The organism is Streptomyces sp. NPDC058665 (genome assembly GCF_042714995.1).
GTDB lineage: Bacteria > Actinomycetota > Actinomycetes > Streptomycetales > Streptomycetaceae > Streptomyces.
Genome location: NZ_JBHXRX010000006.1, coordinates 51943 through 75112 on the forward strand (window position 1 = coordinate 51943; position 23170 = coordinate 75112).

General features: G+C 71.5%; 22 protein-coding genes and 1 pseudogene. 11 read left to right on the top strand and 12 right to left on the bottom strand.

From position 1 onward, the window contains the following. Positions 1 to 324: 324 nt before the first annotated feature. Positions 325 to 1395, top strand: a complete 1071-nt coding sequence (locus tag ACFWV8_RS05305; protein WP_384198149.1) for an ArsR/SmtB family transcription factor — start codon at positions 325 to 327, stop codon at positions 1393 to 1395. On the opposite strand, the gene ACFWV8_RS05310 is transcribed toward ACFWV8_RS05305, so the two are convergent. The 6 genes and pseudogenes from ACFWV8_RS05310 to ACFWV8_RS05335 all read right to left on the bottom strand — a co-directional run bounded on the left by ACFWV8_RS05310 (position 1365) and on the right by ACFWV8_RS05335 (position 8121). Next, positions 1365 to 2525 (bottom strand): alkaline phosphatase PhoX, encoded by a 1161-nt coding sequence (locus ACFWV8_RS05310; protein WP_384198151.1) that lies wholly within the window; start codon positions 2523 to 2525, stop codon positions 1365 to 1367. The genes ACFWV8_RS05305 and ACFWV8_RS05310 overlap by 31 nt on opposite strands. 196 nt (positions 2526 to 2721) lie before the next feature. Continuing rightward, positions 2722 to 3175: pseudogene (locus ACFWV8_RS05315) on the bottom strand (SDR family NAD(P)-dependent oxidoreductase). Between the two features lie 133 nt (positions 3176 to 3308). Beyond that, entirely contained in the window at positions 3309 to 3893 is a 585-nt protein-coding gene (locus ACFWV8_RS05320) for a TetR/AcrR family transcriptional regulator (RefSeq protein WP_384198153.1), read from the bottom strand. Positions 3894 to 3942: 49 nt separating this feature from the next. Continuing rightward, positions 3943 to 4278 carry a nitrite reductase small subunit NirD gene (gene nirD / locus ACFWV8_RS05325; protein ID WP_384198155.1) on the bottom strand — a complete coding sequence of 112 codons (336 nt, stop codon included), beginning with the start codon at positions 4276 to 4278 and terminating at the stop codon, positions 3943 to 3945. After that, positions 4275 to 6818, bottom strand: coding sequence for a nitrite reductase large subunit NirB (gene nirB / locus ACFWV8_RS05330; protein ID WP_384198157.1), 2544 nt, complete (start codon positions 6816 to 6818; stop codon positions 4275 to 4277). The genes nirD and nirB overlap by 4 nt, the downstream gene beginning before the upstream one ends. A gap of 1 nt (position 6819) precedes the next feature. After that, entirely contained in the window at positions 6820 to 8121 is a 1302-nt protein-coding gene (locus tag ACFWV8_RS05335) for an NAD(P)/FAD-dependent oxidoreductase (protein ID WP_384198159.1), read from the bottom strand. A 195-nt stretch (positions 8122 to 8316) separates the two neighbouring features. On the opposite strand from ACFWV8_RS05335, the gene ACFWV8_RS05340 reads away from it, so the two are divergent. Next, positions 8317 to 9096, top strand: a complete 780-nt coding sequence (locus ACFWV8_RS05340) for a sulfite exporter TauE/SafE family protein (protein ID WP_384198161.1) — start codon at positions 8317 to 8319, stop codon at positions 9094 to 9096. Between the two features lie 23 nt (positions 9097 to 9119). Here ACFWV8_RS05340 and ACFWV8_RS05345 read toward each other — a convergent pair whose 3' ends face one another. The 3 genes from ACFWV8_RS05345 to ACFWV8_RS05355 all read right to left on the bottom strand — a co-directional run bounded on the left by ACFWV8_RS05345 (position 9120) and on the right by ACFWV8_RS05355 (position 11415). After that, positions 9120 to 9746 carry a class F sortase gene (locus tag ACFWV8_RS05345; protein ID WP_384198163.1) on the bottom strand — a complete coding sequence of 209 codons (627 nt, stop codon included), beginning with the start codon at positions 9744 to 9746 and terminating at the stop codon, positions 9120 to 9122. 124 nt (positions 9747 to 9870) lie between these two features. Further along, complete coding sequence (locus ACFWV8_RS05350) at positions 9871 to 10392, bottom strand: hypothetical protein (RefSeq protein WP_384198165.1); 522 nt, start codon at positions 10390 to 10392, stop codon at positions 9871 to 9873. A 246-nt stretch (positions 10393 to 10638) separates the two neighbouring features. Further along, complete coding sequence (locus tag ACFWV8_RS05355) at positions 10639 to 11415, bottom strand: aminotransferase class IV (protein ID WP_384198167.1); 777 nt, start codon at positions 11413 to 11415, stop codon at positions 10639 to 10641. A 162-nt stretch (positions 11416 to 11577) separates the two neighbouring features. Here ACFWV8_RS05355 and ACFWV8_RS05360 point away from each other — a divergent pair, with 162 nt between their 5' ends. Both ACFWV8_RS05360 and cutA read left to right on the top strand, forming a co-directional pair. Beyond that, positions 11578 to 12186, top strand: a complete 609-nt coding sequence (locus ACFWV8_RS05360) for an NADPH-dependent FMN reductase (RefSeq protein WP_384198168.1) — start codon at positions 11578 to 11580, stop codon at positions 12184 to 12186. 54 nt (positions 12187 to 12240) lie between these two features. Beyond that, positions 12241 to 12579 carry a divalent-cation tolerance protein CutA gene (cutA, locus tag ACFWV8_RS05365; RefSeq protein WP_384198170.1) on the top strand — a complete coding sequence of 113 codons (339 nt, stop codon included), beginning with the start codon at positions 12241 to 12243 and terminating at the stop codon, positions 12577 to 12579. Positions 12580 to 12594: 15 nt separating this feature from the next. Here the strand turns inward: cutA and ACFWV8_RS05370 are convergent, their stop codons facing one another. Next, positions 12595 to 13473, bottom strand: coding sequence for an HpcH/HpaI aldolase/citrate lyase family protein (locus tag ACFWV8_RS05370; protein WP_384198172.1), 879 nt, complete (start codon positions 13471 to 13473; stop codon positions 12595 to 12597). Positions 13474 to 13628: 155 nt separating this feature from the next. Between ACFWV8_RS05370 and ACFWV8_RS05375 the strand changes: the two genes are divergently transcribed. Together ACFWV8_RS05375 and ACFWV8_RS05380 are read left to right on the top strand one after the other, a co-directional pair. After that, positions 13629 to 14657: an MBL fold metallo-hydrolase gene (locus tag ACFWV8_RS05375; RefSeq protein ID WP_384198173.1), complete on the top strand. Its 1029-nt coding sequence runs from the start codon at positions 13629 to 13631 to the stop codon at positions 14655 to 14657. Next, positions 14657 to 15835 (top strand): CaiB/BaiF CoA transferase family protein, encoded by a 1179-nt coding sequence (locus ACFWV8_RS05380; RefSeq protein WP_384198175.1) that lies wholly within the window; start codon positions 14657 to 14659, stop codon positions 15833 to 15835. The genes ACFWV8_RS05375 and ACFWV8_RS05380 overlap by 1 nt, the downstream gene beginning before the upstream one ends. 71 nt (positions 15836 to 15906) lie before the next feature. On the opposite strand, the gene ACFWV8_RS05385 is transcribed toward ACFWV8_RS05380, so the two are convergent. Together ACFWV8_RS05385 and ACFWV8_RS05390 are read right to left on the bottom strand one after the other, a co-directional pair. Next, positions 15907 to 16686, bottom strand: a complete 780-nt coding sequence (locus tag ACFWV8_RS05385) for a GntR family transcriptional regulator (RefSeq protein ID WP_384198177.1) — start codon at positions 16684 to 16686, stop codon at positions 15907 to 15909. Positions 16687 to 16827: 141 nt separating this feature from the next. Continuing rightward, positions 16828 to 17577 (bottom strand): alpha/beta fold hydrolase, encoded by a 750-nt coding sequence (locus tag ACFWV8_RS05390; protein ID WP_384198178.1) that lies wholly within the window; start codon positions 17575 to 17577, stop codon positions 16828 to 16830. 86 nt (positions 17578 to 17663) lie between these two features. On the opposite strand from ACFWV8_RS05390, the gene ACFWV8_RS05395 reads away from it, so the two are divergent. From ACFWV8_RS05395 to ACFWV8_RS05415, 5 genes are all read left to right on the top strand, one after another. After that, entirely contained in the window at positions 17664 to 18491 is an 828-nt protein-coding gene (locus tag ACFWV8_RS05395; protein WP_384198179.1) for an ABC transporter ATP-binding protein, read from the top strand. 123 nt (positions 18492 to 18614) lie between these two features. Then, positions 18615 to 19661, top strand: coding sequence for an ABC transporter substrate-binding protein (locus ACFWV8_RS05400; RefSeq protein ID WP_384198181.1), 1047 nt, complete (start codon positions 18615 to 18617; stop codon positions 19659 to 19661). Beyond that, on the top strand, positions 19661 to 20446 hold the full coding sequence (locus tag ACFWV8_RS05405; protein WP_384198183.1) for an ABC transporter permease: 786 nt from the start codon (positions 19661 to 19663) through the stop codon (positions 20444 to 20446). The genes ACFWV8_RS05400 and ACFWV8_RS05405 overlap by 1 nt, the downstream gene beginning before the upstream one ends. Then, positions 20443 to 21342: an ABC transporter permease subunit gene (locus ACFWV8_RS05410; protein WP_384198184.1), complete on the top strand. Its 900-nt coding sequence runs from the start codon at positions 20443 to 20445 to the stop codon at positions 21340 to 21342. Before ACFWV8_RS05405 ends, ACFWV8_RS05410 begins: the two co-directional genes overlap by 4 nt. A 43-nt stretch (positions 21343 to 21385) precedes the next feature. Then, positions 21386 to 23167, top strand: coding sequence for a CocE/NonD family hydrolase (locus ACFWV8_RS05415; RefSeq protein WP_384198186.1), 1782 nt, complete (start codon positions 21386 to 21388; stop codon positions 23165 to 23167). Positions 23168 to 23170: the final 3 nt, after the last annotated feature.

The following is a 23170-nucleotide window of genomic DNA, read 5'->3' on the forward strand; positions in this document are numbered from 1 at the left end:
GCTCTTCCCCAATGTGTTGGGGCCGTACCACAAACACTGGGGGGGGCGGCGGGTGCACCCCAACCCCCGGCCCCCACCCCATTTTCCGGGCCGGGCGCGGAGCCGTAACCCTCACCGACCGCCGCCGAGCGCGCAAAGCCCCCCACGGCCTTCACAGCGCCTTTTCGGTGGTTCGGGTTTCGCGCCCGACCCGGTACAGCCTTTCGTTTCGCACCCGGAACACGCGACGCGTTTCAACTGTGGCTGAAACTCCGTGGTGACGGCCTGTGATGGCGTGCATACTCATCGCTGGTGTCGATTGCGGATGCAACAAGTGGGGGATGGGTGCTGCGAATTCATTTCACGGGGAGAGACCTCGGCGGGGTCAGGATGGCCGCCGGTCCCGATCCGTTGTGGGAAACGATTCTCAGCTTTCACCGATTGCGGGACCGGCGGGGCGCACTCGTTTTCGGGGAATGGCGCGCGGAAGCACGGGTGAAGTTGAAGGGTGAAACACGTCTGCTCAACGCGCTCGTGCCCCGCCGGGGCTATTTCCCGGATTTCCTGACGCCACCGGAGAGCCGATTCGGGCTCGTGGACGGGCTGGAGGCGCTGCGCGCGACCCCCGGGGAGCGGGTCCGTACGGAACTGGCCCTGCTGCCTGCCGGACCGGCCGCCCGCCCCGGCAGGACCGCCGCGCTCGCCGACGGCGGCCCGGCGGAGCTGGGCCGGCTCGCCGGGGCGCTGAGCGCGTACCACCGGGCGGCGGTGGAGCCGTACTGGCCGCACATCAGGGCCCGCGCCGAGGCGGACCGTGTCGTCCGGGGCCGGGCGCTGCTCGACGGGGGTACGGACGAACTGCTCGCCACGCTCCCGCCGATGCTCCGCTGGCGCGCCCCCGTCCTGGAGGCCGACTACCCGGTGGACCGCGAACTGCGGCTGGACGGACGGGGGTTGCTGCTCCAGCCCTCGTACTTCTGCCGGGTGACACCGGTCGTCTACCGCGACCCGGCGCTGCCGCCGGTGCTGGTCTACCCCGTCACGTACGCGGACACCCCGGTCGCATCGGGCCACGGCGGGCGGGGCGCCGGAGCGTCACTCGGCCGGCTCGTCGGCCGTACGCGCTCGGCCGTCCTGAGCGCGATCGAGCACGGCACGACCACCAGCGAACTCGCCCGCAGGGCAGACGTGTCACTCGCCTCGGCGAGCCAGCACGCGTGCGTCCTGCGCGAGGCGGGGCTCGTGGTGACCCTGCGGCACGGCAACGCCGTCCTGCACACGCTCACACCGCTGGGCGCCGCCCTGTTGCGTGGCGGCGCCCAGAAGCTGCCCGGCCGGTCCAGGAAGTCGGACGGTGGGTCGGACGGCGGGTCGGACGGGACGGACTACGTGCGGAACGGCCCCGTCACCTCGTAGGTGATGCCGCCCGACGAACTGCCGCTCGTACCGCGCTGGCTGGAGAAGTACAGCCGCGACCCGTCCGGCGAGAAGGCCGGACCGGTGATCTCCGAGCCCGACTGCCCGCCGACGCGCAGGAACGGCGCGACGACGTCATCGGGAGTGATCACGCAGATCTCCATGTTCCCGCCGTCCTCGGCGACGAACAGATCGCCGGACGACGAACCGGTGACGTTGTCGACGCCGGTCAGGGGGGCGCCGCCGCCGCTGACGAGCGAGTCGTCGTACGCCAACTCATAGGTACCGGCGGCCGGATCGACCCGCCAGACGCGGTTGTCGCCCTTCGTGGTGAACCACACCGAGCCGTTCGCGTAGTAGCAGCCCTCGCCGCCGTTGAACCGCTTGGCGCCCGAGACCTGGTCACGGGTCTGGGTCGGGGAGCCGTCCGGGTCCGGCACCGTCGCCCAGGTGAAGGAGCCCGAGGTGGCGGTGCCGGCCCGCAGCACCTCAAGCGTGCCCGCGGAGAGGTCGCCCCAACTGGCGGGCGTGAACCGGTAGAAGCACCCGTTCGTCTCGTCCTCGGTCAGATAGATCACCCGGCGCTCCGGGTCGGCCGCCGCGGCCTCGTGCTTGAACAGGCCCATCGCGTCGCGCCGTACCGCCGCTTTCACGCCCCACGGATCGGTCTCGTACACATACCCGCGGCTCACCTCCTCGCAGGAGAGCCAGGTGTTCCACGGGGTGCTGCCGCCCGCGCAGTTCTGCCGGGTGCCGGAGAGGATGCGGTACGCGCCGGTGATCGCGCCCGCCGCGGAGAAACGGACCGCGCCCGCGCCGCCGGAGGGGTTGATCTCCGAGTTGGAGACATAGATCCAGCCGCTGCCGTCGGCGTAACAGGCGCCGCCGTCAGGGGCGTTGTGCCAGGTGTACGACGTACCGGGCACCGTCTGCCCGGACCGCGCGACGACTCTGCTGCTGAACCCGGCGGGGAGCCGGATGTTGTTGCCGTCGGCCGCCGCGAGCGCACCGTACGGTCCCGCGCCGGGCTGCGCGGGGTCGGCGTAGGCCGCGCCGCGCCAGAGTGTGCCGCCGAGTGCGGCCGTGGAGGTTCCGATGACCGCTCCACGCAGAAAATTGCGACGTTCCACTGGGCCGCTCCATGGTGGTGGGGTGGGCGTGAGGTGACGTGCGCACGACAGCGTAGAGCGACCGGATGGCCACCGTCTGAACTTCCAGGCGCGACTTCCAGACGCGTCGGCGGCGCGCCGGGGCCAACACCCGGTGCCGAGACTCTCTCCGGGACACCGTCCACTGAGATCGCGGACATCGCGAAGACCGCGGGGCTCAGGCCGCCGCGCCGCCGTCGATGACAAGGTCCGTCCCCACGACGGACGCCGCGTCCGGCGAGGCGAGATACAGCACCGCCGCCGCCACATCCTTCGTCGCCGACACCCGCCCGAGCGGCGACTGTTCATTCATCCGGGCGGCCCGGTCGGCCTGGGTCTCGCCGAGGTTGGAGCAGATGTTGACGACGGCGCCGCCGCCGTCCGCCCGCATCTGGGCGATCTCGGCCTGGAGGCAGTACAGGGACACCGGTGACGTTGATGTCGAGCATCGCCTGCCAGTCCTCGGCCGGGAGGTCGGCGACGGGCGTGCCGCCCCGGAAGATCCCCGCGTTGTTGACGGCGACGTCGAGCCGCCTGGCGCTTTCGGCCGCGAACGCCACGGCGACAGCGCGGCCTATGCCGGAACCGGCGCCGGTGACGAGGACGGTCTTGTCGGTGAAGCGAGCGGACATGGGTGACTCCCTTTTCGGATCTTCCCGGAGACTGACGGCGGTCGCTGTTTTCTGGACCGATCATTCTGTTATGAGGCCAGCTGAGAGCCCGCCCAGGCGGGCGATGTGTCCGGGTGGGACGCGCCGGTCCTCGTCAGTCCAGCAGGGCCAGCGCCTGCTCGGCCGCGTCACGGACCCGCGCGGGGTCCCCCGAGGTCTTGCCGACCACCCGCAGACCCTGCATCAGTACGAGCAGCATCCGCGCCAGCGCGCGCGGATCGCGGTCCGCCGGCAGCTCGTGCTGGTTCCGGGCCCGGACGAGGGCCGCGTGCGTCAGGGTCTCGATGTGCTGCCAGCTCGACTCGACCCGGCGGGCCGCCTCGCGGTCGTGCGGCCCGAGTTCGGCCGCCGTGTTGGTCACGAAGCAGCCCTTCTCGCGCCCCGGCTCGGTGCCTGCCTCGGCGGCGAACCCCCGCACCATCGCCCGTACCGCCGGCAGCGCGGGACCCGGCTTCGAGAGGGCGTCGAGCAGCGACGGGTCGCGCGACTCGCTGTACCGGTCCAGCGCCTTCAGATACAGCTCGTGCTTGTTGCCGAACGTCGCGTAGATGCTGGCGCGCCCGATCCCCAGGTGCTCGACGAGGTCCGCCAGGGACGTCGCCTCGTAGCCGCGCCGCCAGAACAGCTCAAGAGCCGACTGGAGCGCGGCGTCCGGATCGAATTCCTTGGTCCTGGCCACGCGCGAGACTCAAGTCTCAACCAGAACGATCGGTCAAGATCGTCTTGATTCAATGACCGACGCGTGAGGCATAGACCGTCACCGCCACCGAGTCGTCGTCCAGGCACCGGCCCGTCTCCAGGTCGAAGCACTGCTTGAGGAGTGGCGATGCCACATAGGTGCGGCCGTCCCTGGTGCCGGTCAGCCCGCGCGAGAGCACCTGGGCGCCGGAGTACGGGTCGCGGTTGTCGATCGCGTACGTGCGGCCCGCCCGGTCCACGAAGAGCGCGGCCTGCCGGCCGTCCGGCAGCAGCGCGGCCACCCCACGGCCCGCGATCAGCGCGGACCGCTCACAGACCGGCAACCAGTCCTCGCCGACGAGGAGTTGAAGAATGGGCGCGTTCATCGGGCGGAGACCCCTTCCAGCGTCAGAAACGTCAGGTCCGGCTTCATCTGGTCGCGCTCGGGCACGAACCGCACCGTCGGATCCGGCGCGTCCGGCGCGTTGACGAAGGAGACGAAGCGCCGCAGCCGCTCCGGATCCCCCAGCGTCTCGGCCCACTCGTCCCGGTAGCCGCTCACATGGTCGGCCATCAGCCGCTCCAACTCGTCGCAGAGCCCCAGCGAGTCGTGCACGACCACGTCCCGCACATGGTCGAGGCCGCCCTCGATCCGGCCCAGCCACGCCGAGGTGCGCTCAAGACGGTCGGCGGTGCGGATGTAGAACATCAGGAAGCGGTCGATCAGCCGCACCAGCGACTCGTCGTCCAGATCCCGCGCCAGCAGATCCGCGTGGCGCGGCTCGGCGCCGCCGTTGCCGCCGACGTACAGATTCCAGCCCTCCGCCGTCGCGATGATCCCGAAGTCCTTGCCGCGCGCCTCCGCGCACTCCCGGGCACAGCCCGAGACCGCAGACTTGAGCTTGTGCGGTGCGCGCAGCCCCCGGTAGCGCAGCTCCAGATCGATGGCCATCCGGACCGAGTCCTGCACCCCGTAACGGCACCAGGTCTGGCCGACGCACGACTTCACGGTGCGCAGTGCCTTGCCGTACGCATGTCCCGACTCGAAGCCTGCGGCCACCAACCGCTCCCAGATCCGGGGCAGTTGATCGACCCGCGCACCGAAAAGATCGATGCGCTGGCCGCCCGTGATCTTCGTGTAGAGCCCGAAGTCCCGGGCCACCTCGCCGATCACGATCAGTTTCGCCGGGGTGATCTCACCGCCCGGGATACGCGGCACGATCGAGTACGAGCCGTTGCGCTGCAAGTTGGCGAGGAAGTGGTCGTTCGTGTCCTGGAGCGCGGCCTGTTCGCCGTCCAGGACATGGCCGCTCAGCCCGAGCGTCGGCGCGAGCGAGGCGATGATCGAGCCGACGGCCGGCTTGCAGATCTCACAGCCGTCACCGCCGCGCGCGCTTTCGCGGCCGTGCGAGTCGAGCAGCGACGCGTACGAGGTCACGCGCAGGGTCCGCACGATCTCGTACAACTCGCCACGGGTGTGCGGGAAGCAGCCGCAGAGTCCGCCGTCGCCCGCCGTGGGCAGCAGCCGGCCGATCACCTTCACACAACTGCCGCAGCCCGTACCGGCCTTGGTGCACTGCTTCACCTCAGGCAGCGTCGCGCACGCGGTGATCGCGCCCTTGGTCACATTGTGGCAGCTGCAGATCACGGCACTGTCGGGCAGCGACGCCGGACCGAGCGCGGCCGGCGTGCCGGCCCCCGGTGGCAGGACGAGTTGTTCCGGCGGTACCGGCGGCACGGAACCGGTCAGCGGGCGCAGCATCCCGTACGCGTCGGCGTCACCGACGAGCACGCCACCGAGCAGCGCCCCGTCCGCGCCGACGACGACCTTCTTGTAGACGCCCGAGCGGGAGTCCGCGTAGACGACGTCGAGGCAGCCGGGGGACGCACCGTGCGCGTCGCCGAACGAGGCGACGTCCACCCCGAGCAGCTTGAGCTTCGTGGAGAGGTCGGCCCCGGTGAACTCGGCCGCGTCCTCGGTGACTTCGGCGATCGCGTCCGCCGCCGTCCGCGCCATCTCGTAGCCGGGCGCCACCAGCCCGTACACCCGCCCGTCGGATGTGAGCGCGCACTCGCCGATCGCGAAGATCCGGGGGTCCGACGTACGGCACCGCTCGTCGACCGCGATGCCGCCGCGCTCGCCGACCCGCAGCCCAGCGTCCCGCGCGAGCGCGTCCCTGGGCCGTACACCCGCCGAGAAGACGACGAGATCCGCCGCCAGGACCGAACCGTCCGACAGGACCATGCCGTTGACGGCACCCGCCGCGTCCGTCGTCACCTCCTGTGTGCCGACGCCCGTATGGACGGTCAGCCCCATGCCCTCGATCGTGCGCAGCAGCGCGGCGCCACCGCCGTCGTCCACCTGGACCGGCATCAGCCGGGGCGCGAACTCCACGATGTGGGTGTCGAGTTGAAGCCCCTGCAACGCACCCGCCGCCTCCAGACCCAGCAGCCCGCCGCCCACCACGGCGCCGGTGCGGGCGGTCTTCGCGTACTCCTCGATCGCCAGCAGGTCCTCGATCGTGCGGTAGACGAAACAGCCGGTCGCGTCCTTCCCCGGCACGGGCGGGACGAACGGGTAGGAGCCGGTCGCCAGCACGAGCGTGTCGTACGTGAACGTCAGCCCGGCGCGTGAGGTGACCGTGCGCGTGGCGCGGTCGACGGAATCGGCCGGGTCGTCCAGATACAGCTCGATGCCGTGCCGGGCCATGAAGTCCGGCTCAACCAGGGAGAGTTCGTCCGGAGTCCGGCCGGAGAAGTACGAGGTCAGCCGGACCCGGTCGTAGGCGGGGCGCGGCTCCTCGCAGAGCACCACGATCCGTGCCCGACCGGTCGTGCCGCGCTCGGCGAGGGCTTCGAGGAACCGCTGGCCGACCATGCCGTGGCCGACGACCACGATGGTGGGCAGGGACGTTGTGTCGGGCATCTCAGGAGCCTCCGTCGGGAGTGAGCAGGTGGAGCAGCGGGGTGGTGGGCGGCAGCGGTTCGTCGTCCTCCCAGGTGCGGGCGAGCGCGCCGATCGTCGTGAGGTCGCCGAGGAGCACACCGCCGACGAGCCGGTCGCCACGGACGACGACCTTGCGGTAGGCGCCCCGCGTCGCGTCGGTCAGCTGGACGACATCGTCACCGGGCAGGGGTGTCGTCTCGCCGAACGCGGCCAGGTCGAGCGGGAGCGGGGCCTCGGGCGTGTGCCCGCCGAGGGGCGAGAGGGTGAGGCGGGTGAGGGATCGGGTGCCGGTGTAGCGGGTCGCGGGTCCTTCGGCGGCGGTGTCCTCGGTGAGCAACCGGGCCAGCGCGTCGGCCTGTTCGAGAGCCGCGCCGGCGAGACCGTAGAGCCGGCCCTGGTGTTCGGCGCAGTCGCCGATCGCGTGGACGCGGGGGTCCGACGTCCGCAGCTCGTCGTCGACGACGATGCCGCGCCGGACATCGAGCCCGGCGGCGCGCGCGAGGCCCGTGCGGGGGCGTACGCCGCAGGCCAGGACGGTGAGTTCGGCGTCGAGACGGAAACCGTCGGCGAGCTCGACGGCAGCCACTCGGCCGGCCCCGGAGTCCGTTTGGGCGACTACCAGGCCGCGTACCCGGCACTCCGTATGGACCTCCACGCCCCACGACTCCAGTCGGCGCCTGAGCAACAGCGAGCCCGCGCGGTCGAGTTGACGCTCCATCAGATATTCGCCCTGCTGCGCGAGCACCACCTGCGCGCCCCGCTCGGCCAGCGCGCGGGCGGCCGAGACCCCCAGGAGCCCGCCGCCGACGACGACGGCCCTGGTTCCCGGCCGTACCGCCGCCGACAGCGCCAGGCAGTCGTCCATGGTCCGGAAGGCGTGCACCCCCTCCGGCAGACCGTGGCGGTCCGGCCCCCAGAGCCCGCGCAGCGGCGGCAGGACGGGGTTCGACCCGGTCGCGAGGACGAGCCGGCCGTACGGGATGACGCTGCCGTCGTCGCAGCGCACCACCCGCTCGGCACGGTCGATCCGCACCGCCCGGACACCGCGCCGCTCGGTCCCGGTCACCCGTGGCAGGCCGATCACCTCGGGGCCGTACCGCCCGGCGAGCACGTCGGCCAGCAGCACGCGGTTGTACGGTGCGTGCGTCTCCTCGCCGAGCAGGGTGACCCGGGTGGCCCCGGTCGCGGCGGAGGGCGAGGCGGCGATGCGCTGGGCCAGCCGTACCCCGGCCGTGCCCCCGCCGATCACCACGATCTCCGTCGCCCCGCCGTCAGCAGCCATGTCCGCAGACTGCGCGGCCGGTGTTACCCGGCGGCACCACCACTGTTTCCCGCTCGGAACGCTGCCCTCAGCACGGGCCGGCGCGGCGTGTGAGGCCGCACGTGCCCCCGGTCCACGCACCGGCGGACGTGGTGTCCACCACCTCCGCCGATATCGGTGTGAGGGACAACGACCTCGTCCCATAGGCTCACGATCATGCCCGACATATCGCTGACCACGCTCATCGTCCTCTGCCTCGCGGCAGCCGCCGCGGGCTGGATCGACGCCGTGGTCGGCGGCGGCGGACTGCTGCTCCTGCCCGCGCTGCTGCTCGGTCTGCCGCACGTACCCGCCGCGCACATCCTCGGCACGAACAAGGCGGTCGCGATCGTCGGCACCGGCGGCGCCGCCGTCACCTATGTGCGCAAGGCGCCGGTGGACGTGAAGAGCGCCGTGCGGATCGGGCTGATGGCTCTCGCCGGGTCGATGGCGGGGGCGTTCTTCGCCGCCGGGATCAGCAGCGACGTGCTGCGCCCGGTGATCATGGTGGTGCTGCTCGGTGTCGCCGCCTTCGTGATGCTGCGGCCCTCGTTCGGCAGGGCGCGGGCGGGCGAGCCCGCCACCCGGGGCCGGCACCTGACCGCGATCGTCCTCGTCGGCGGCGGGATCGGCTTCTACGACGGGCTGTTCGGTCCCGGCACCGGCACCTTCCTCGTACTGGCGCTGACCGCCGTGCTGCGCCTCGATCTGGTCACGGCGTCCGCCACCGCCAAGATCGTCAACGTCTGCACCAACGGCGGGGCGCTCGCGATGTTCGCCTACCAGGGCACCGTGCTGTGGCAACTGGCCGCGCTGATGGCGGTGTTCAACCTGGCGGGCGGCATGTTCGGCGCGCGCATGGCGCTCAGGAAGGGCAGCGAGTTCGTCCGCGGGGTGCTGCTCGTCGTGGTGTTCTCACTGGTCGCGAAGCTCGCCTTCGACCAGTGGACCGCCTGACGGTCGAACCCGCCGCCGGCGCGTCAGCCGGGCCCCCGGACACCGATGAGATGCGCGTACGTCACGACGTTGCCCCGGTAGCCGGTCTTCTCGGAGAATCCGCCGCCGCAGGTGATCACCCGCAGTTCGGCCCGGTCGGCCTTTCCGTAGACCTTCCGGTCGGGGAAGTCCTCGTTCTCGTACACCTCGACCGCGTCGACCGTGAAGACGCCGGTCCGCCCGTCCGCACGGGTGACCTCGATCCGCCCGCCCTTCTTCAGGGTGCCCAGGCTGTAGAAGACGGCCGGGCCACGCGCGTTGTCCACATGGCCCGCGACGATCGCCGTCCCCTTCGCGCCCGGCGCGGTGCCCTGCCCGTACCAGCCCGCGACATCGCCGTTCTCGGCCGGCGGCACGTCCAGGCTGCCGTCCTTCGCCAGACCCAACCGGGTGACGGGCGCGTCGACGCCGATCTCGGGGATACGGAGCCGTACGGGTGAGGAGGCCGGCATCGGGTCGGCGGCGGCGTCCGTGTGGAAGCCGGGCCCGGCGGCGAACGCCTGGGCGGCCGACGGGATCGGCGGGGTGATGTCCCGCGAGCCGTTCTGTACGAGCCACACTCCGGCGCACGCCGCGCCGGCTATCAGCCAGGCCCTGCCCTTGACGCTCATCGGCCGACCTTCGCGCACATGGTTCCTCCGGAAGTTGTTCCCCCGCCCCCGGCAGCGATGAGCATGACGGAGGCGGGGGCCACGGCGGTCACGGGTGCGGTGGAGGCCGCGGCCCGCCCACGTCCTAGCTGTCCTGCGCGCCGCTCGCCCGGCGGCGCAGGAGCCAGGTCCCGCCGACGGCGGCGGCGGCCAGCAAGGCCGCCCCCGCCGCGATCTGGGTGGTGTCGGGCCCGACGCTGCCGCCGACCCCTGTCCGTACGTGGCCGGACGGCTGGTGCTGACGGTGGTGCTCGACCGTCAGGTCGCCCCGGGCCTCCCGGCCGTTCTCGCAGCGTACGAAGATGTTGTAGGTGCCCGCCCGGGTGTTCTCGGGCACCCGGAACTGGCCGACGACGATGTCCTTGTAGTCGCCCGGCCGCAGCCGGAACTCGCCCGCGCCCAGCGAATTCGCGTCGCCCGTGCCGTGGCCGTTCTTGCCGCAGGCGGTGGTGTTGACCGTGACCGTCGCCCCGGGCGCGGACGTCGACGGATACAGGTCCAGCTCACCCCGGTCGCCGGCGGACGCGGCGGTGGAGGCCGAGAGGGACACTCCGAGCGAGGCGACCGCCAGCGCGGTACCGGTCAGCAGGCGGGCGGTGGTGCGCATGGTGTCCTCCGGGGCGGCGCGGTTCTCGTCTCTTCCGAGATAAGGCGCAGCCCGGCGCGTACGCCTGCTGATGGAGGATCAGATTGACTCCGTCCGTGCGGCGTGTCCCGCTTGCCGGTCGGAGTTCTCGCAGGTCGGAGCCGCGATACCAGGAGCGGGACACGCCGGGTCACCCGTCGTGCCGAATGGGTGAGGGTCCCCGGAAGCCGGCCCGGGGGCGGTGACGGCGGCGGGGACGGCGGCGGTTCAGACCGTGTCCCACTCCACCGATTCGTACGCCGCCCTCACCGTTCCCATCAGCTCCGGGTCGACCGTGAACGCCACGTCGTCGATCCGGTCGACGGGCGCGATGCCCTGCGAGTTCGTGATGAACGCCGACGCGTACGAGGGCAGGTCGGCCAGCGTCACCGGCCTCCGTACGGAGGGCAGCCGCGGCACAAGCAGCGCCATGGTGATCCCCAGCAGCGAAGGCGCCTCGGGCCACACCACGGACGTACCGTCCCAGAACGCGATGTTGGTGATCGCCCCCTCCGTCACCACCCCGCCGGGCGCGGTCAGCAGCGCCTCGTCGAAGCCCGCGCGCCCGGCCGCCCGCAGATAGTGCGTCTGCCCGAAGCCGCCCAGATGCTTGATGTGCGGCACCTCGCGGGCGAACGGCACCGACATCAGGCCGTGCGGGCGGCCGGACTTGGTCTGCGGCGGCCGGACGGTGACCATCACCCGCGCCTCCTGGTCGCCCTCCGGCCAGTGCACATGGACGCGGGCCGAGGCGTCGGAGATGTCGCCGAGCGCGTGCCGGAGCAGTTCCCGTACGCGCTGACCGTCCAGACCCGCGCCGAACAGTTCACGGGTGGCCGCATCGAGCCTGGCGAGATGGAGATCCCGGCCACGGACCCGGCCACCCCTGATCTGCATCGCGGTGAAGTGCCCGTAGCCGCTGAACGCGGGAACCCGCAGCGCGGCTTCCGTGGCGGGCTCGCCGTTGATCTCGACAACCTCGAAATGTGCCAGGGGATCTGCCATGGGCCCCACGGTATGACCGCTCACTCCTCGATCAGCCTGCGGGGTCCGGGGCCCCGCGAGGCCGGTTCGCCGACGGTGGCTTCCTCGGCGTTCCGGGCGAGATGGTTCATGCGGGTCGGGGCAGCTTGACCTGAACCATGGTTTAAGTATCAGGCTCGACGTATGGACATCACCACGCATGACACCGACACCCGGGCGCCCCTCAAACTCGCCGTCATCCTGGGCAGCAACCGGCACGGGCGGTTCGGCCCCGTCATCTCCGACTGGTTCGTCTCCCGGGCCGCCGCCCGCGCCGACTTCACCGTCGAGCTGATCGACCTCGCCGACACCGATCTGCCGACCGCTCTCTCCTTCGAACCGTCCGCGCCGGTCCGCGACCAACTCGCCGGGATCACCCACCGGCTGGCCGAGGCCGACGCCTTCGTCGTGGTCACCCCCGAGTACAACCACTCCTACCCCGCGTCCCTCAAGGCCCTGATCGACTGGCACTTCCACGAGTGGCAGGCCAAACCTGTCGGGTTCGTCTCCTACGGCGGGATCTCCGGCGGCCTGCGCGCCGTCGAGCATCTGCGCACGGTCTTCGCCGAACTGCACGCCGTGTCCGTACGCGACACCGTCTCCTTCCACAACGCAGGCGCGCTCTTCGACAAGGAGGGCAGGCACCGGGACCCGAAGGGCGCCGAGGCGGCGGCCGGCGCCATGCTCGACCAGATCGCCTGGTGGGGCCTGGCCCTGCGGGACGCCAAGTCGAGCCGTAGTTACGCCGGTTGACGGGGGGCGGGCCATATCGTGGGTGGCGGCGGCCCGACCGAAGGAGTGGCGCACATGACCGGTGCCGAGTTTCTGACCGTACTGACCACCACCGACAGCGCCGCGAAGGCGGAGGCGCTGGCCCGGGGCGCGGTGGAGGCGCGGCTCGCCGCCTGCGCGCAGATCTCGGCGCCGGTCACCTCCGTCTACCGCTGGCAGGGCGCGATCGAGACGACGGAGGAGTGGCAGGTGCTCCTCAAGACGACCGCCGCCTGTTACGAGGCACTTGAGGCGCATCTGACGGCGGCGCACGACTACGACGTGCCGGAGATCCTGGCGGTGCCGGTGGTACGGGGCAATGCCCCGTACCTGGCCTGGCTGACCGCCGAAACGGCGCCCGACGGCACCGTCTGATCCGCCGGACGGGGGCTAACTCCGGCCCGTGAGTTCGCGGGCGCGGCGGACCGTCGCCGCGTCGACCATCGCGCCCGCGCTGTCGCGGAACGCGCCACTGCCCTCGGTCAGCCGGCGCTCGAAGAGGTCCAACAGGGCGTGCGCGTCGGCCAGTTCGGTGGGGTCGACGCCGAACACCTCGTTGGCGACGGCGACCTGAGCCGGATGGATACAGGCCCGCCCCTGGAAGCCGAGCCCGCGCAGCCGCACGCTCGACGCGCGGAACGCCTCGGGGTCCGAGGTGTGCACCGACACGGGCGCGACGGCCGAGGCGAGAGCGTGCGCGGCCGTGTGGGCGACCGTCAGGCCACGGGCCCAGTCGAGCAGGTGGTCCCCAGGAGCGGGGTCGGGCGCCATGCGCAGGTCCGCCCGCAGGTCGACCTCGCCGAGTTGGAGATGCCGCACTCCGGCGCGGCCAGCGGTGTCGCCGAGCGAGAGCAGTCCGGTGGCGCTCTCGACCAGCAGTCCGAGCGCGACGGCCGCACCCCCGTCCGCGCCCCCGTCCGTGCCCCCGGCGATCAGCGCGACCAGTGCGTCCAGGTCGGCCCCGGCGGTGGCCTTCGGCATCCACAGGCCGTCGACGCGCCCCGTGGCCAGCAGCGCGCGGGCGTCGTCCCTGCCCCGGGCGCCCTCGTTGATCCGTATCCACAGCTCGGGGCCTTCGGCGGGGCGCTCATCGGCGAAAGCGACGGCGGCGGCGCGCGCTTCGTCCTTCCGCACCGGAGCGACGGCGTCCTCCAGATCGAGGATCAGCGCGTCCGCCCCCGAGCGTGGCGCGGCGCGCAGGAAGCGCGGCTGGTCGGCGGGTACATACAGATGGGAACGGGGTGGCCGACCGGGTGCGGGCATTGACATGGAGACTCCTTACACATCATGAATCGGATGATGCATTTTCCATTATGGTGATGTAGTTTGCGTCTCACCATACTTCAGGTCTGGGTATCGCGTACGGAAGTGGGCGAGGTGCCCGGACCCGTGACCCGGACTCGTAACTACGGGAGGACCGCGGCGTGTTCGAAGCCGACAGCGTGACGATTACCGTGCTGGTCGAGAACCAGGTGGACATGCTGCTGCCCGACCAGGCCAGCCCGACCGGTGGTCCCACCGGTGGTCCCGCCGGCGGGAGCGGGGGCGCGGACGACCACTGCGTCTCCCGGTACGGCCTGATCGAGCACTTCGATCCCAAACGCGTGCCCCCGCAGGCCGAGAACGGCATCAGCTTCCTGGTCGAGGCGGTACGGGGCCGCCACAGCGTGCGCGTCCTGTTCGACGTGGGCCTGACCGGCACCGTCCTCGAACACAACATGCGCGTCCTCGGCGTCGACCCCGCCTCCATCGACCATGTCGTCATCAGCCATGGCCACCCGGACCACTTCGGCGGCATCCACCGCTTCCTCGACCTCGCCGGCCGCCCTATCCCCGTCGCCACCCACGCCGACGCGGAACTGCCGCGGTACGCGGTGATGGGCGACGGCCGCACCTCCTCCGTCTACAACGCCGCGTTCCGGTTCGGCGAGGTCGAGAGGTCCGGCGGCGTACCCGTACTGACCCAGGACCCCCTCGACCTCGGCTGCGGCGTGCACACCACCGGGGTGATCCCCCGGAAGGTCGCCTTCGAGGCGGGCGCCGCGCCCGCGTTCAAACCCGGTGACCCCGGCCTCTACCAGGTCTCGCCCGACGGCAGGCTCCGCCGCGACGAGGTCATGGACGAGATGGGGCTCGTGATCGACGTACGCGGCGCCGGCCTCGTCGTCCTCACCGGCTGCGCGCACGCCGGAGTGGTCAACACCATCGAGCAGGCGCGCGCGGTGTGCGGGCCCAAGCCCGTCCGCGCCGTCATGGGCGGCTTCCACCTCGGCTTCCCCACCACCCCGGCGGAGAACGTCGACCTGACCGCCGCCGCCTTCGCCGAGCTGGAGGTCGCGACCGTCATGCCGATGCACTGCTCCGGACTGCGCACCCACACCCGGCTGTCGACCGACATGTCCGCCAACTACGTGCAGCCCGCGGTCGGCACCGTGCTGCGCTTCGGCCGCTGATGACCGGCGACCTGCGGGGCATCCGGGTGATCGCGGTCGAACAGGCCGTCGCCGCACCTTTGTGCACCCGTCATCTGGCCGATCTCGGAGCCGAGGTCGTCAAGATCGAGCGGCCAGGCGGCGGGGACTTCGCCCGCGGTTACGACGAGAGCGTGCACGGTATGTCCAGCCACTTCGTCTGGCTCAACCGGGGCAAGCGCAGCGTCGTACTCGACCTGAAGGCCGAGCCTGGGCGGCGGGCGCTGCGCCAACTGCTCTCCGGGGCCGATGTCCTGGTCTGCAATCTGGCGCCCGGCGCCCTCGACCGGATCGTCACCGACGAGGCCCTCGCGGAACTCAACCCGCGCCTGGTGCGCTGCTATCTGTCCGGATACGGCCCGGCCGGGCCGTACGCCTACCGCAAGGCGTACGACGCGCTGGTGCAGGGCGAGGCCGGGACGATCTCCGCGACGGGCACACCCGAGACCCCGGCCAAACCCGGCGTCTCCCTCGCCGACCTGGCCGGCGGGTCGTACGCGCTCGGCGCCGTCACCTCGGCTTTGTACGCGCGTGAACGGACCGGTCTGGGACAGCGGATCGACGTCGCCCTGTTCGACGTGCTGCTGGAGTGGATGAGCCCGCTGCTGCTCGCCGAACTGCACTCCGGTTCGGCGCCCCCGCCGGCCGGGCTGCGGCACGCCAGCATCGCCCCGTACGGGCCGTACACGACGGCCGACGGGCAGGACGTGCTGATCGCGGTGCAGAACGAAGGGCAGTGGCAGCGCCTCTGCCGCACGGTGCTCGACGATTCGGCGCTGCTGGACGACCCGGACTTCGGCTCGAACAGCGCGCGTGTACGGCACCGTGAACGCACCGAACGGGCCGTGCAGGCACGGCTGATCACCCTGTCCACCGCCGAGGTCACCGCGCGTCTCGAAGCCGCGGACGTGCCGCACGCGCGGCTGAACCAGATCGCCGACGTACTGGCCCATCCACAGGCCGAGGCCACCGGACGCTGGTCGGAGGCGACGCTGCCGGACGGAGACGCGGTCCGGGTGGTCACCTCGCCGCTGCACCGCGCGGCGGAGCCGCCGGGCGGCCGAAGGGTGCCGGGGCTGGGGGAGCACACCGCCGAGGTACTGGCCGAACTCGGCCTGTCCGATGCGGACATGGCGGAGCAGCGGGAGCCGGCCGGCTGAGACGTACGGGTCCTCGACCGCCGGACGGCCGCACCGCACGCGCCCCGTCCGGCGGTCGAGTGGCCGTGTCGTCAGTCGTTGTCGACGTCGAACGGGTCGGCGACCGGCCGGCCCGTCAGGTGCCTGCCCAACGCCAGGAAGCTGCGCGAGAGATGCCACTCCGTGGCCTTCGCCAGCGCGTCGCCGTCGCCGAGACGGGCGGCGGCCAGCATCGAACGGTGCTCGTTGGACGTCTCGTCGGCCCGGTCGTGGAGCACCTGGAGCACGTCCCAGGGGAACTTCTGCCAGAGCTGCTCGATCTCGGCGGCCAGCCCCTCGTTGCCGCACTTGGCGTAGAAGAGGAAGTGGAACTGGTAGTTGGACGCGTTCAGCCGCGCCCTGTCCCCCTCCTCAGCCGCCTGCTCCATGTCGGTGACCAGCCGCTCGGCCAGGTCGATGTCCAGCGGTGAGAGCCGCCGGGCGGCCCGCTGCATGGCGTACGGCTCCACGAGACGCCGCAGCAGGTAGACGGTCTTGACCTGCTCGTAGTCGGCGTCAGCGACCCTGACGCCTTTGTGCGGCTCGCCGACGAGCACGCCCTCGGCCTCCAGCAGACGCAGCGCCTCGCGGACCGGCGTGATGCTGGTGTCGAACATCGCGGCGAGCACATCCTGTTGGATACGGCTGCCCCGGGGCAGCTCGCCCTCGCTGATCATCCGTCGCAGTTCGGTCGCGATACGGTCCCGCTTCGTCGGCGCCTTGGCCGTTGACTTCGTCGCTGACTTGGCCGGTTTCGGCACGGTCCCGGCGACGCGCTCGGGTACGACACCGTCAGCCGTGGTGGTCTTGGTTCGTCGGGACTGCGGCGGCATGTCGTGGTCCTTCTGTCGTGGCGCTCGGTGAGCGGTGGGGGAGCGGGCGAGGGAGTGGGCGGCGGGTCCGACGAGTGTCGCATCGAACGCAACGGACGGTGTGGCGCGGGCGATTGAGGACGTACGCACCGGCGGTCCTGGTCAGTCGGCGGGTGCCGTGCGCAGCCCGTCGTGGAAGGCGGCCAGCACGGTGGCGAAGGCCTCGGGCTCGTCCAGATAGGCGACATGGCCCGCGCCCGGCACGACGGCTCCGGCGCCGCCGAGCCGTTCGGCCAGGGCGTCGGCCGACGCCGCGGAGACCCGGTGGTCGCGCGCGCCGCGAAGTACCTGACAGGGCACGGTGAGCGGACCCGCCTGCGTGTGCGCGGTCCAGCCGAGCGTCGCGCGCAGCGAGTCGAGCAGAACCTCGGGCCGAGTGCCGGCCATCGCGCGGCGCAGCAGGTCACGGTGGGCGGGATCGGCGGACAGGAGCGTGCTGTCGACATAGTTCCGTGCGAAGAGGGCCGCCCCGTCGCGCTCCAGAGCGGCCCGGGTGTCCGCGGGGCGGCGGGCCGCCTCGGCGCCGCCGGCCGGGGGAAAACCGACCAGGGTCAGTGAACGGACCCGGTCCGGGTGCCGTTGCGCCAGGGCGAGCGCGACGAGCGCACCGAGCCCTGACCCGGCGACGTCCACGGACCCGGCCCCATCCGCGTACGCGGACGCCGCTTCCACTGTCGCTTCCACGGCCCCGTCCACGGTGAACGGCTCACTCGCGCGCGCCCCGTGGCCCGGCAGGTCGAGCGCCTTCAAGTGCCGCCCGCCCACGCCGAGATGACCCAGCGCGGGCCCCCAGGTCGCGGCGGAGCCGCCCCAGGTGTGCAGCAGGAGAAGAGGGGTTGCCCTCGTCGTCATAGGCACCTCATCGAAGGATGATGCATTTTCCAGTTTCTGAAGTATAGCTATTGCATGTCAGGCATCCTAGTCCCAGAATCCCCGGTATGACCACGATCAAATCGGTGCGCCAAGCCGTACCGGCCGACGGCGACGCAGCCGCCACCGATGCCGATTCCAGTGCCACGGTGCTGCTCGACGGGCTGACCATGCGATTCGGTGAGCGCACGGTTTCCAAGGACATCAACCTGACCATCGGCGCCGGCGAGGTGCTCTCCATCGTCGGACCGTCCGGCTGCGGCAAGACCACCCTGCTCCGCGCGGTGGCCGGCCTCATCCCGCCGGCCGATGGCGCCGTCCGTATCGACGGCCGTGCGGTGAACGGCACTTCGGACGGCGTGGCCATGGTCTTCCAGCACTTCGGCCTCTTCCCCTGGAAGACGGTCGAGGCGAACGTCGCCTACGCGCTGCGCGTACGGGGCACGGGAAAGAAGGAAGCGCTCGACCGGGCACGGGAGTTGATCGAGCTCGTCGGGCTCACCGGCTTCGAGAAGTCGTACCCCCATCAACTCTCCGGCGGTATGCAGCAGCGCACCGGCCTGGCCAGGGCACTGGCCGTGCGTCCCCGGCTGCTCCTGATGGACGAGCCCTTCGGCGCGCTGGACGCCCAGACCCGCGAAGTGCTCCAGTTCGAGCTGCTGCGTATCTGGCAGGACCACCCCGTGACGATGCTCTTCGTCACCCACTCCATCGACGAGGCCGTTCTCTTCGGGAACCGGATCGCCGTACTCAACGGCCGGCCCAGCGGCGTCGCCGAGCTGATCGACGTAACCCTTCCGCGGCACCGGGACCGTTCCGTACTGGCGACGCCGGAGTTCCTGGCGATCCGCGAGCGCGTCTGGTCCCTGATCATGAACGCCGAATCCGGCCGCTGAGCCGCGCCGTCCGGCCCGTTCACGCCCGTACACACCTGGCACACCCGCGTACATCCGCGCACCCGCACATCCACCCTCAGCCCTGCCGTGCACCCTGGCGCGGAAGAACAAGGAGCAGTTCCCATGACGATTCCGCGACGCAGGTCCGCGCTGGCCGGTGCGGCCACCGTCCTCGCCCTCGTCGGCGCCCTCGCGGGCTGCGGCGACAGCGGCTCCGACACGGCGGCGGGTGCCGCCTCGGGCGGCGGCAAGATGACCATCGGCGTACCGGGCATCCCGCCCATCTTCCTCAACACCGTGATGTACGTGGGCGAGAAGCAGGGCTTCTTCAAGGACCGCGGCCTCGATGTCACCCTGCGCCCGCTGACGACCGGCGCCGACGTCGGCCGCGCGGTGCAGAGCGGCGAGATCCAGGGCGGCATCATCGGCACCCCGGGCGCGGTCGCCCTGCGGGCCACCGGCGGCTCGGTCGTCTCCGTGATGGGCTTCCCCAAGCCCACGTATCTGCTGGCCAGTACCGACCCGGGCGTCACGACGTGCGAGGCGGTCAAGGGCAAGACGGTGGCCGTGGACGCGGTGGGCGCGCCCAAGGCCCTCGCGCTGGCCGACATGCTCAAGAGCTGCGGACTCGGCAAGAACGACGTCAGCACAATCAACGTCGGCGGCCCGCCCACGGTCGACGCGCTGGTGGCCGGCCAGGTCAAGGTCGCCGTCCTGCACCCGGACGAACTCGCCACCGTGCGGCAGAAGCTGAAGCCCGGCACGAAGGCCCAGGAGATCATGACGCTGGCCGGTGTCGACCCGCTGGAGCACTACACGGTGCTCGTCGCGCCCAAGAGCGCGCTGGACGGAGCGGACCGCGAGAAGTGGGTCGACACGGTCGCCGCGATACGCGAGTCCATCGCCTACATGAACGACCCGGCCAACCTCAAGGAGGTCGCCGCCGTGGCCGCCGGGGTCACCAAGGCGCCGGAGAGTGTCACCGAGGCGGCGATGCCGAAGTTCCTTTCGCTCGGTGTCTGGCCCAAGTCGGGCGACGGCCTGGACCGCGAGGCCATCGAGCACACGATCGAGGGCGCCGTCGCCGCGGGCAACGTGTCCAAGCAGAAGGTGCCGAGTTACGACGACATGGTCGACCCGTCCGTGTTCGCCGACGCGACGGGCAAGTGATGGGTACGTCCCCGGCCCGCGACCGCCGCGTGGTCCGCCGGCTGGTACCGCTCGGGATCTCGGCCGCCGGCCTGCTCGCGGGTCTTGGGGTCTGGCAGTGGGCCGGCCAACGCGACCCCGTCCTGTTCGCCACGCCCGGCCGCTCGCTCTCGGCGCTCGCCACCCTCACCGAGGACGGCACACTGCCGAGCGCGCTGCTCTCATCGGGCCGGCTGCTCGTCGTCGGACTCGCCCTCGCGATCGTCGCCGGTGTCGGATTCGGCCTGCTGCTCTCCCGCGCCCGGCTGCTGCGCAGCAGCACCGACTGGCTGCTGTTCGCCCTCCAGTCCGTCCCGATCGTCGCCCTGGCCCCGCCGATCCTGTCGGCGTTCGGCTTCGGACTGCCAGCCAAGACGCTGGTGGTCTTCCTGACCGCGGTGTTCCCCATCGCCGTCAACACCGCGGAAGGAGCACACCGCGTGCCGACCACCCTGCTCGAAGTCGCGCGCACGTTCCGCAGCAGCGAGTGGCGGATCTGGAAGGACGTCCTGCTGCCGCACACCGTGCCGTACGCCATGACCGGCGTACGGCAGGGCATCGCGATGGCCTTCGTCGGCACACTCGCCGCCGAGTTCTTCCTCAACGCCAGCGGCGTGGGCGGGCTGTTGCTCGCCGCGAGCACCCAGTTCGACTCGGCCACCGTGCTCGGGCTGACCCTGCTGGTGTCCGTGCTGGCCGTCGCCCTGATGGGCTGCGGCCGGGCCGTCGAGGGCTACTTCGCGCGGTGGCGGGAGGTGCGGTCATGACACCGGAGACCGTGACGCCGAAGTCGCCGAAGTCGCCGAATTCACCGAGGTCACCGCAGTCGGTGAAGTCGGTGAAAGCGACCGCCGTGCCCGCCTCCAGGAGGCCGCGGCGCCGTGGTCCGGCCACCGACCGGCCCGTCGGCCGACGCGCCGACGTCCTGGGGAAACTGACCGTCGCCGTCCTCGTCCTGGCCGTCTGGGAAGTCTCCGTACGGCTGTGGCTGCCCGACTATCTGCCCACCCCCTCCGGTGTCGCCGGGGCCGCCTGGCCGACGCTGACCTCCTCGGAGTTCACCACGGCACTGGGCGAGACCCTGGGCGGGGTCGTGCTCGGACTGCTCATCGGCTGCCTCGCCGGCACCGGCCTCGGTCTCGCCGTCGGGCGGATCGCGTGGCTGCGCCATCTGACCTCGCCGTACGTCAGCGGTCTGTACGCCATGCCGATGCTCGCGATCGTCCCGATGGCGACGATCTGGCTGGGCTACTCCGGCGACACCCGGCTGGCCGTCATCGCGCTCTCGGCCTTCCTGCCGTGCGTGGTCAGCACGGGCGACGGCGCCCGGAACATCCCCGTCCAGCTCTCCGAACTCGCCCAGATGCTCCAGCTGTCCCGCCCCCGCGTGGTGGTCGACGTCCTGCTGCCGGCCACCCTCCCGTTCGTCGTCGCCGGCGTTCAGGTCGCCGTCGGCCGGGCGCTGGTCGGCGCGGTGGCGGTGGAGTTCCTGGCAAGCCTGCCGGGGCTCGGCACGTTCATCCTCACCAACGCCCGCTCGTTCGACCAGGACGCCGCGTTCGTCGCCGTTCTCGTGCTGGCCGTGCTCGGCATCCTCGCCCGCACCGGCACCGAGGCGGCCCTGCGCCGGCTCGCGCCCTGGCATCTGCACGTCAACCGCTGACCACACCAAGAGCCGCGAAAGAACAGCGAGCAAGGAGCGAGAAATGCCCGACGACGGCGACGTACGGCCGTTCCGGACCGAGATCGTCCATGGCATGCGGATCGAATGGGACGTGCCCGTCGAGATGGACGACGGAGTCGTCCTGCGCGCCGACGTGTTCCGCCCGGTGACGGAAGGGCCGGTCCCGGTGATCATGACGTACGGCCCGTACGCGAAGGGCCTGCCCTTCGAGCGCGGTTACCCCAGCGCGTGGCAGGCCATGGCGCGGGACCACCCCGACACCGTGGCCGGCACCTCGAACACGTACCAGAACTGGGAAGTCGTCGACCCGGAGAAGTGGGTGCCGGACGGTTACGCGTGCGTGCGCGTCGACTCGCGGGGGACCGGCCGTTCACCGGGCCGTGTCGACCCGTTCTCGCCGCGCGAGACCCGCGACTTCCACGACTGCGTCGAATGGGCGGGCACCCGCGACTGGAGCAACGGACGCGTCGGCCTCAACGGCATCTCCTACTACGCGATGAACCAGTGGCAGGTCGCCTCACTGCGGCCCCCGCACCTCGCCGCGATCTGCCCGTGGGAGGGCGCGTCCGACTTCTACCGCGACGGTTCGTACCAGGGCGGCATCCGCTCCACGTTCTGGGAGAACTGGTACGACATGCAGGTCAAGACCGTGCAGTACGGCGTCGGCGAGACCGGCGGCCGTAACCCCAGCACGGGGCAGCTCATCTGCGGCGACGACCTGCTCGACGCCGCCGAACTGGCCGCCAACCGCGCCGACCTGGGCGCCGACATCGCCGCGCACCCCTTCTACGACAGCTACCACCGGGACCGCTCGGCCGACTGGGACGCCATCGACGTGCCGGTCCTGAGCTGCGGCAACTGGGGCGGACAGGGCCTGCATCTGCGGGGCAACGTGGAGGGCTTCGTACGGGCCGCGTCCCGCGCCAAGTGGCTGGAGATGCACGGCCACGCGCACTGGCCGCTGTTCTACACCGACTACGGCGTCGACCTCCAGAAGCGGTTCTTCGACCGCTATCTGAAGGACGAGCCCAACGGCTGGGAGGACCGCCCGGCGGTGCAGTTGCGGATCAGACACGTCGACGCGACCTTCACGGAGCGCGGCGAGGACGCCTGGCCGCTGCCGTCCACCCGCTGGACCGAACTCCATCTGGACGCCGCGAGTTCGTCCCTCTCCGACGGGGCACCGGCCGCCGGCGCAACCGCGGAGTTCGCCGCGCTCGGCGGCGGGGTGGAGTTCAGCACCCCGCCGCTCACCGAGGAGACCGAGATCACCGGCCCGCTGGCGGCCCGGATCTATGTCTCCAGCAGCACCACCGACGCCGACCTGTTCCTCGTCGTACGGGTCTACTCGCCGGACGGCGACGAGGTCGTCTTCCAGGGCGCGCTCGACCCGCACACGCCCGTCGCCCAGGGCTGGCTGCGGGCCTCGCGCCGCAGGCTCGATCCCGAACTGTCCACCGCCTACCGCCCCTTCCACCGGCACGACCGCGCCGAACCGCTGGAGCCGGGCGAGGTGTACGCGCTCGACATCGAGATCCTGCCGACCTGTCTGGTCGTCCCGGCCGGCTACCGCATCGCCCTCCAGGTGCGGGGCAGGGACTACGTCCACCCGGGCCCCGGCGCCCGGCTGTCCAACCTGAAGAACGACCTCACCGGCTGCGGACCGTTCCTGCACAACGACGACCGCGACCGGGTGGCGGGGACGTACGACGGGCGGACCACGGTCCACACGGGCGGGGAGCACGCGTCGTATCTGCTGCTGCCGCTGATCCCGCGCGGCATCGCGCAGGGCCCGGAGGCGTGAGCG

Bases quoted from the DNA above. Each gene is read 5' to 3' on its own strand.
- ACFWV8_RS05335 (WP_384198159.1), bottom strand. From the start codon at position 8,121: ATGGCTGCTGACGGCGGGGCGACGGAGATCGTGGTGATCGGCGGGGGC.
- ACFWV8_RS05370 (WP_384198172.1), bottom strand. From the start codon at position 13,473: ATGTCAATGCCCGCACCCGGTCGGCCACCCCGTTCCCATCTGTATGTA.
- ACFWV8_RS05395 (WP_384198179.1), top strand. From the start codon at position 17,664: ATGACCACGATCAAATCGGTGCGCCAAGCCGTACCGGCCGACGGCGAC.
- nirB (WP_384198157.1), bottom strand. From the start codon at position 6,818: ATGCCCGACACAACGTCCCTGCCCACCATCGTGGTCGTCGGCCACGGC.
- ACFWV8_RS05380 (WP_384198175.1), top strand. From the start codon at position 14,657: ATGACCGGCGACCTGCGGGGCATCCGGGTGATCGCGGTCGAACAGGCC.
- cutA (WP_384198170.1), top strand. From the start codon at position 12,241: ATGACCGGTGCCGAGTTTCTGACCGTACTGACCACCACCGACAGCGCC.
- ACFWV8_RS05405 (WP_384198183.1), top strand. From the start codon at position 19,661: ATGGGTACGTCCCCGGCCCGCGACCGCCGCGTGGTCCGCCGGCTGGTA.
- ACFWV8_RS05415 (WP_384198186.1), top strand. From the start codon at position 21,386: ATGCCCGACGACGGCGACGTACGGCCGTTCCGGACCGAGATCGTCCAT.
- ACFWV8_RS05385 (WP_384198177.1), bottom strand. From the start codon at position 16,686: ATGCCGCCGCAGTCCCGACGAACCAAGACCACCACGGCTGACGGTGTC.
- ACFWV8_RS05390 (WP_384198178.1), bottom strand. From the start codon at position 17,577: ATGACGACGAGGGCAACCCCTCTTCTCCTGCTGCACACCTGGGGCGGC.
- ACFWV8_RS05340 (WP_384198161.1), top strand. From the start codon at position 8,317: ATGCCCGACATATCGCTGACCACGCTCATCGTCCTCTGCCTCGCGGCA.
- nirD (WP_384198155.1), bottom strand. From the start codon at position 4,278: ATGAACGCGCCCATTCTTCAACTCCTCGTCGGCGAGGACTGGTTGCCG.
- ACFWV8_RS05400 (WP_384198181.1), top strand. From the start codon at position 18,615: ATGACGATTCCGCGACGCAGGTCCGCGCTGGCCGGTGCGGCCACCGTC.
- ACFWV8_RS05350 (WP_384198165.1), bottom strand. From the start codon at position 10,392: ATGCGCACCACCGCCCGCCTGCTGACCGGTACCGCGCTGGCGGTCGCC.
- ACFWV8_RS05360 (WP_384198168.1), top strand. From the start codon at position 11,578: ATGGACATCACCACGCATGACACCGACACCCGGGCGCCCCTCAAACTC.
- ACFWV8_RS05410 (WP_384198184.1), top strand. From the start codon at position 20,443: ATGACACCGGAGACCGTGACGCCGAAGTCGCCGAAGTCGCCGAATTCA.
- ACFWV8_RS05345 (WP_384198163.1), bottom strand. From the start codon at position 9,746: ATGAGCGTCAAGGGCAGGGCCTGGCTGATAGCCGGCGCGGCGTGCGCC.
- ACFWV8_RS05355 (WP_384198167.1), bottom strand. From the start codon at position 11,415: ATGGCAGATCCCCTGGCACATTTCGAGGTTGTCGAGATCAACGGCGAG.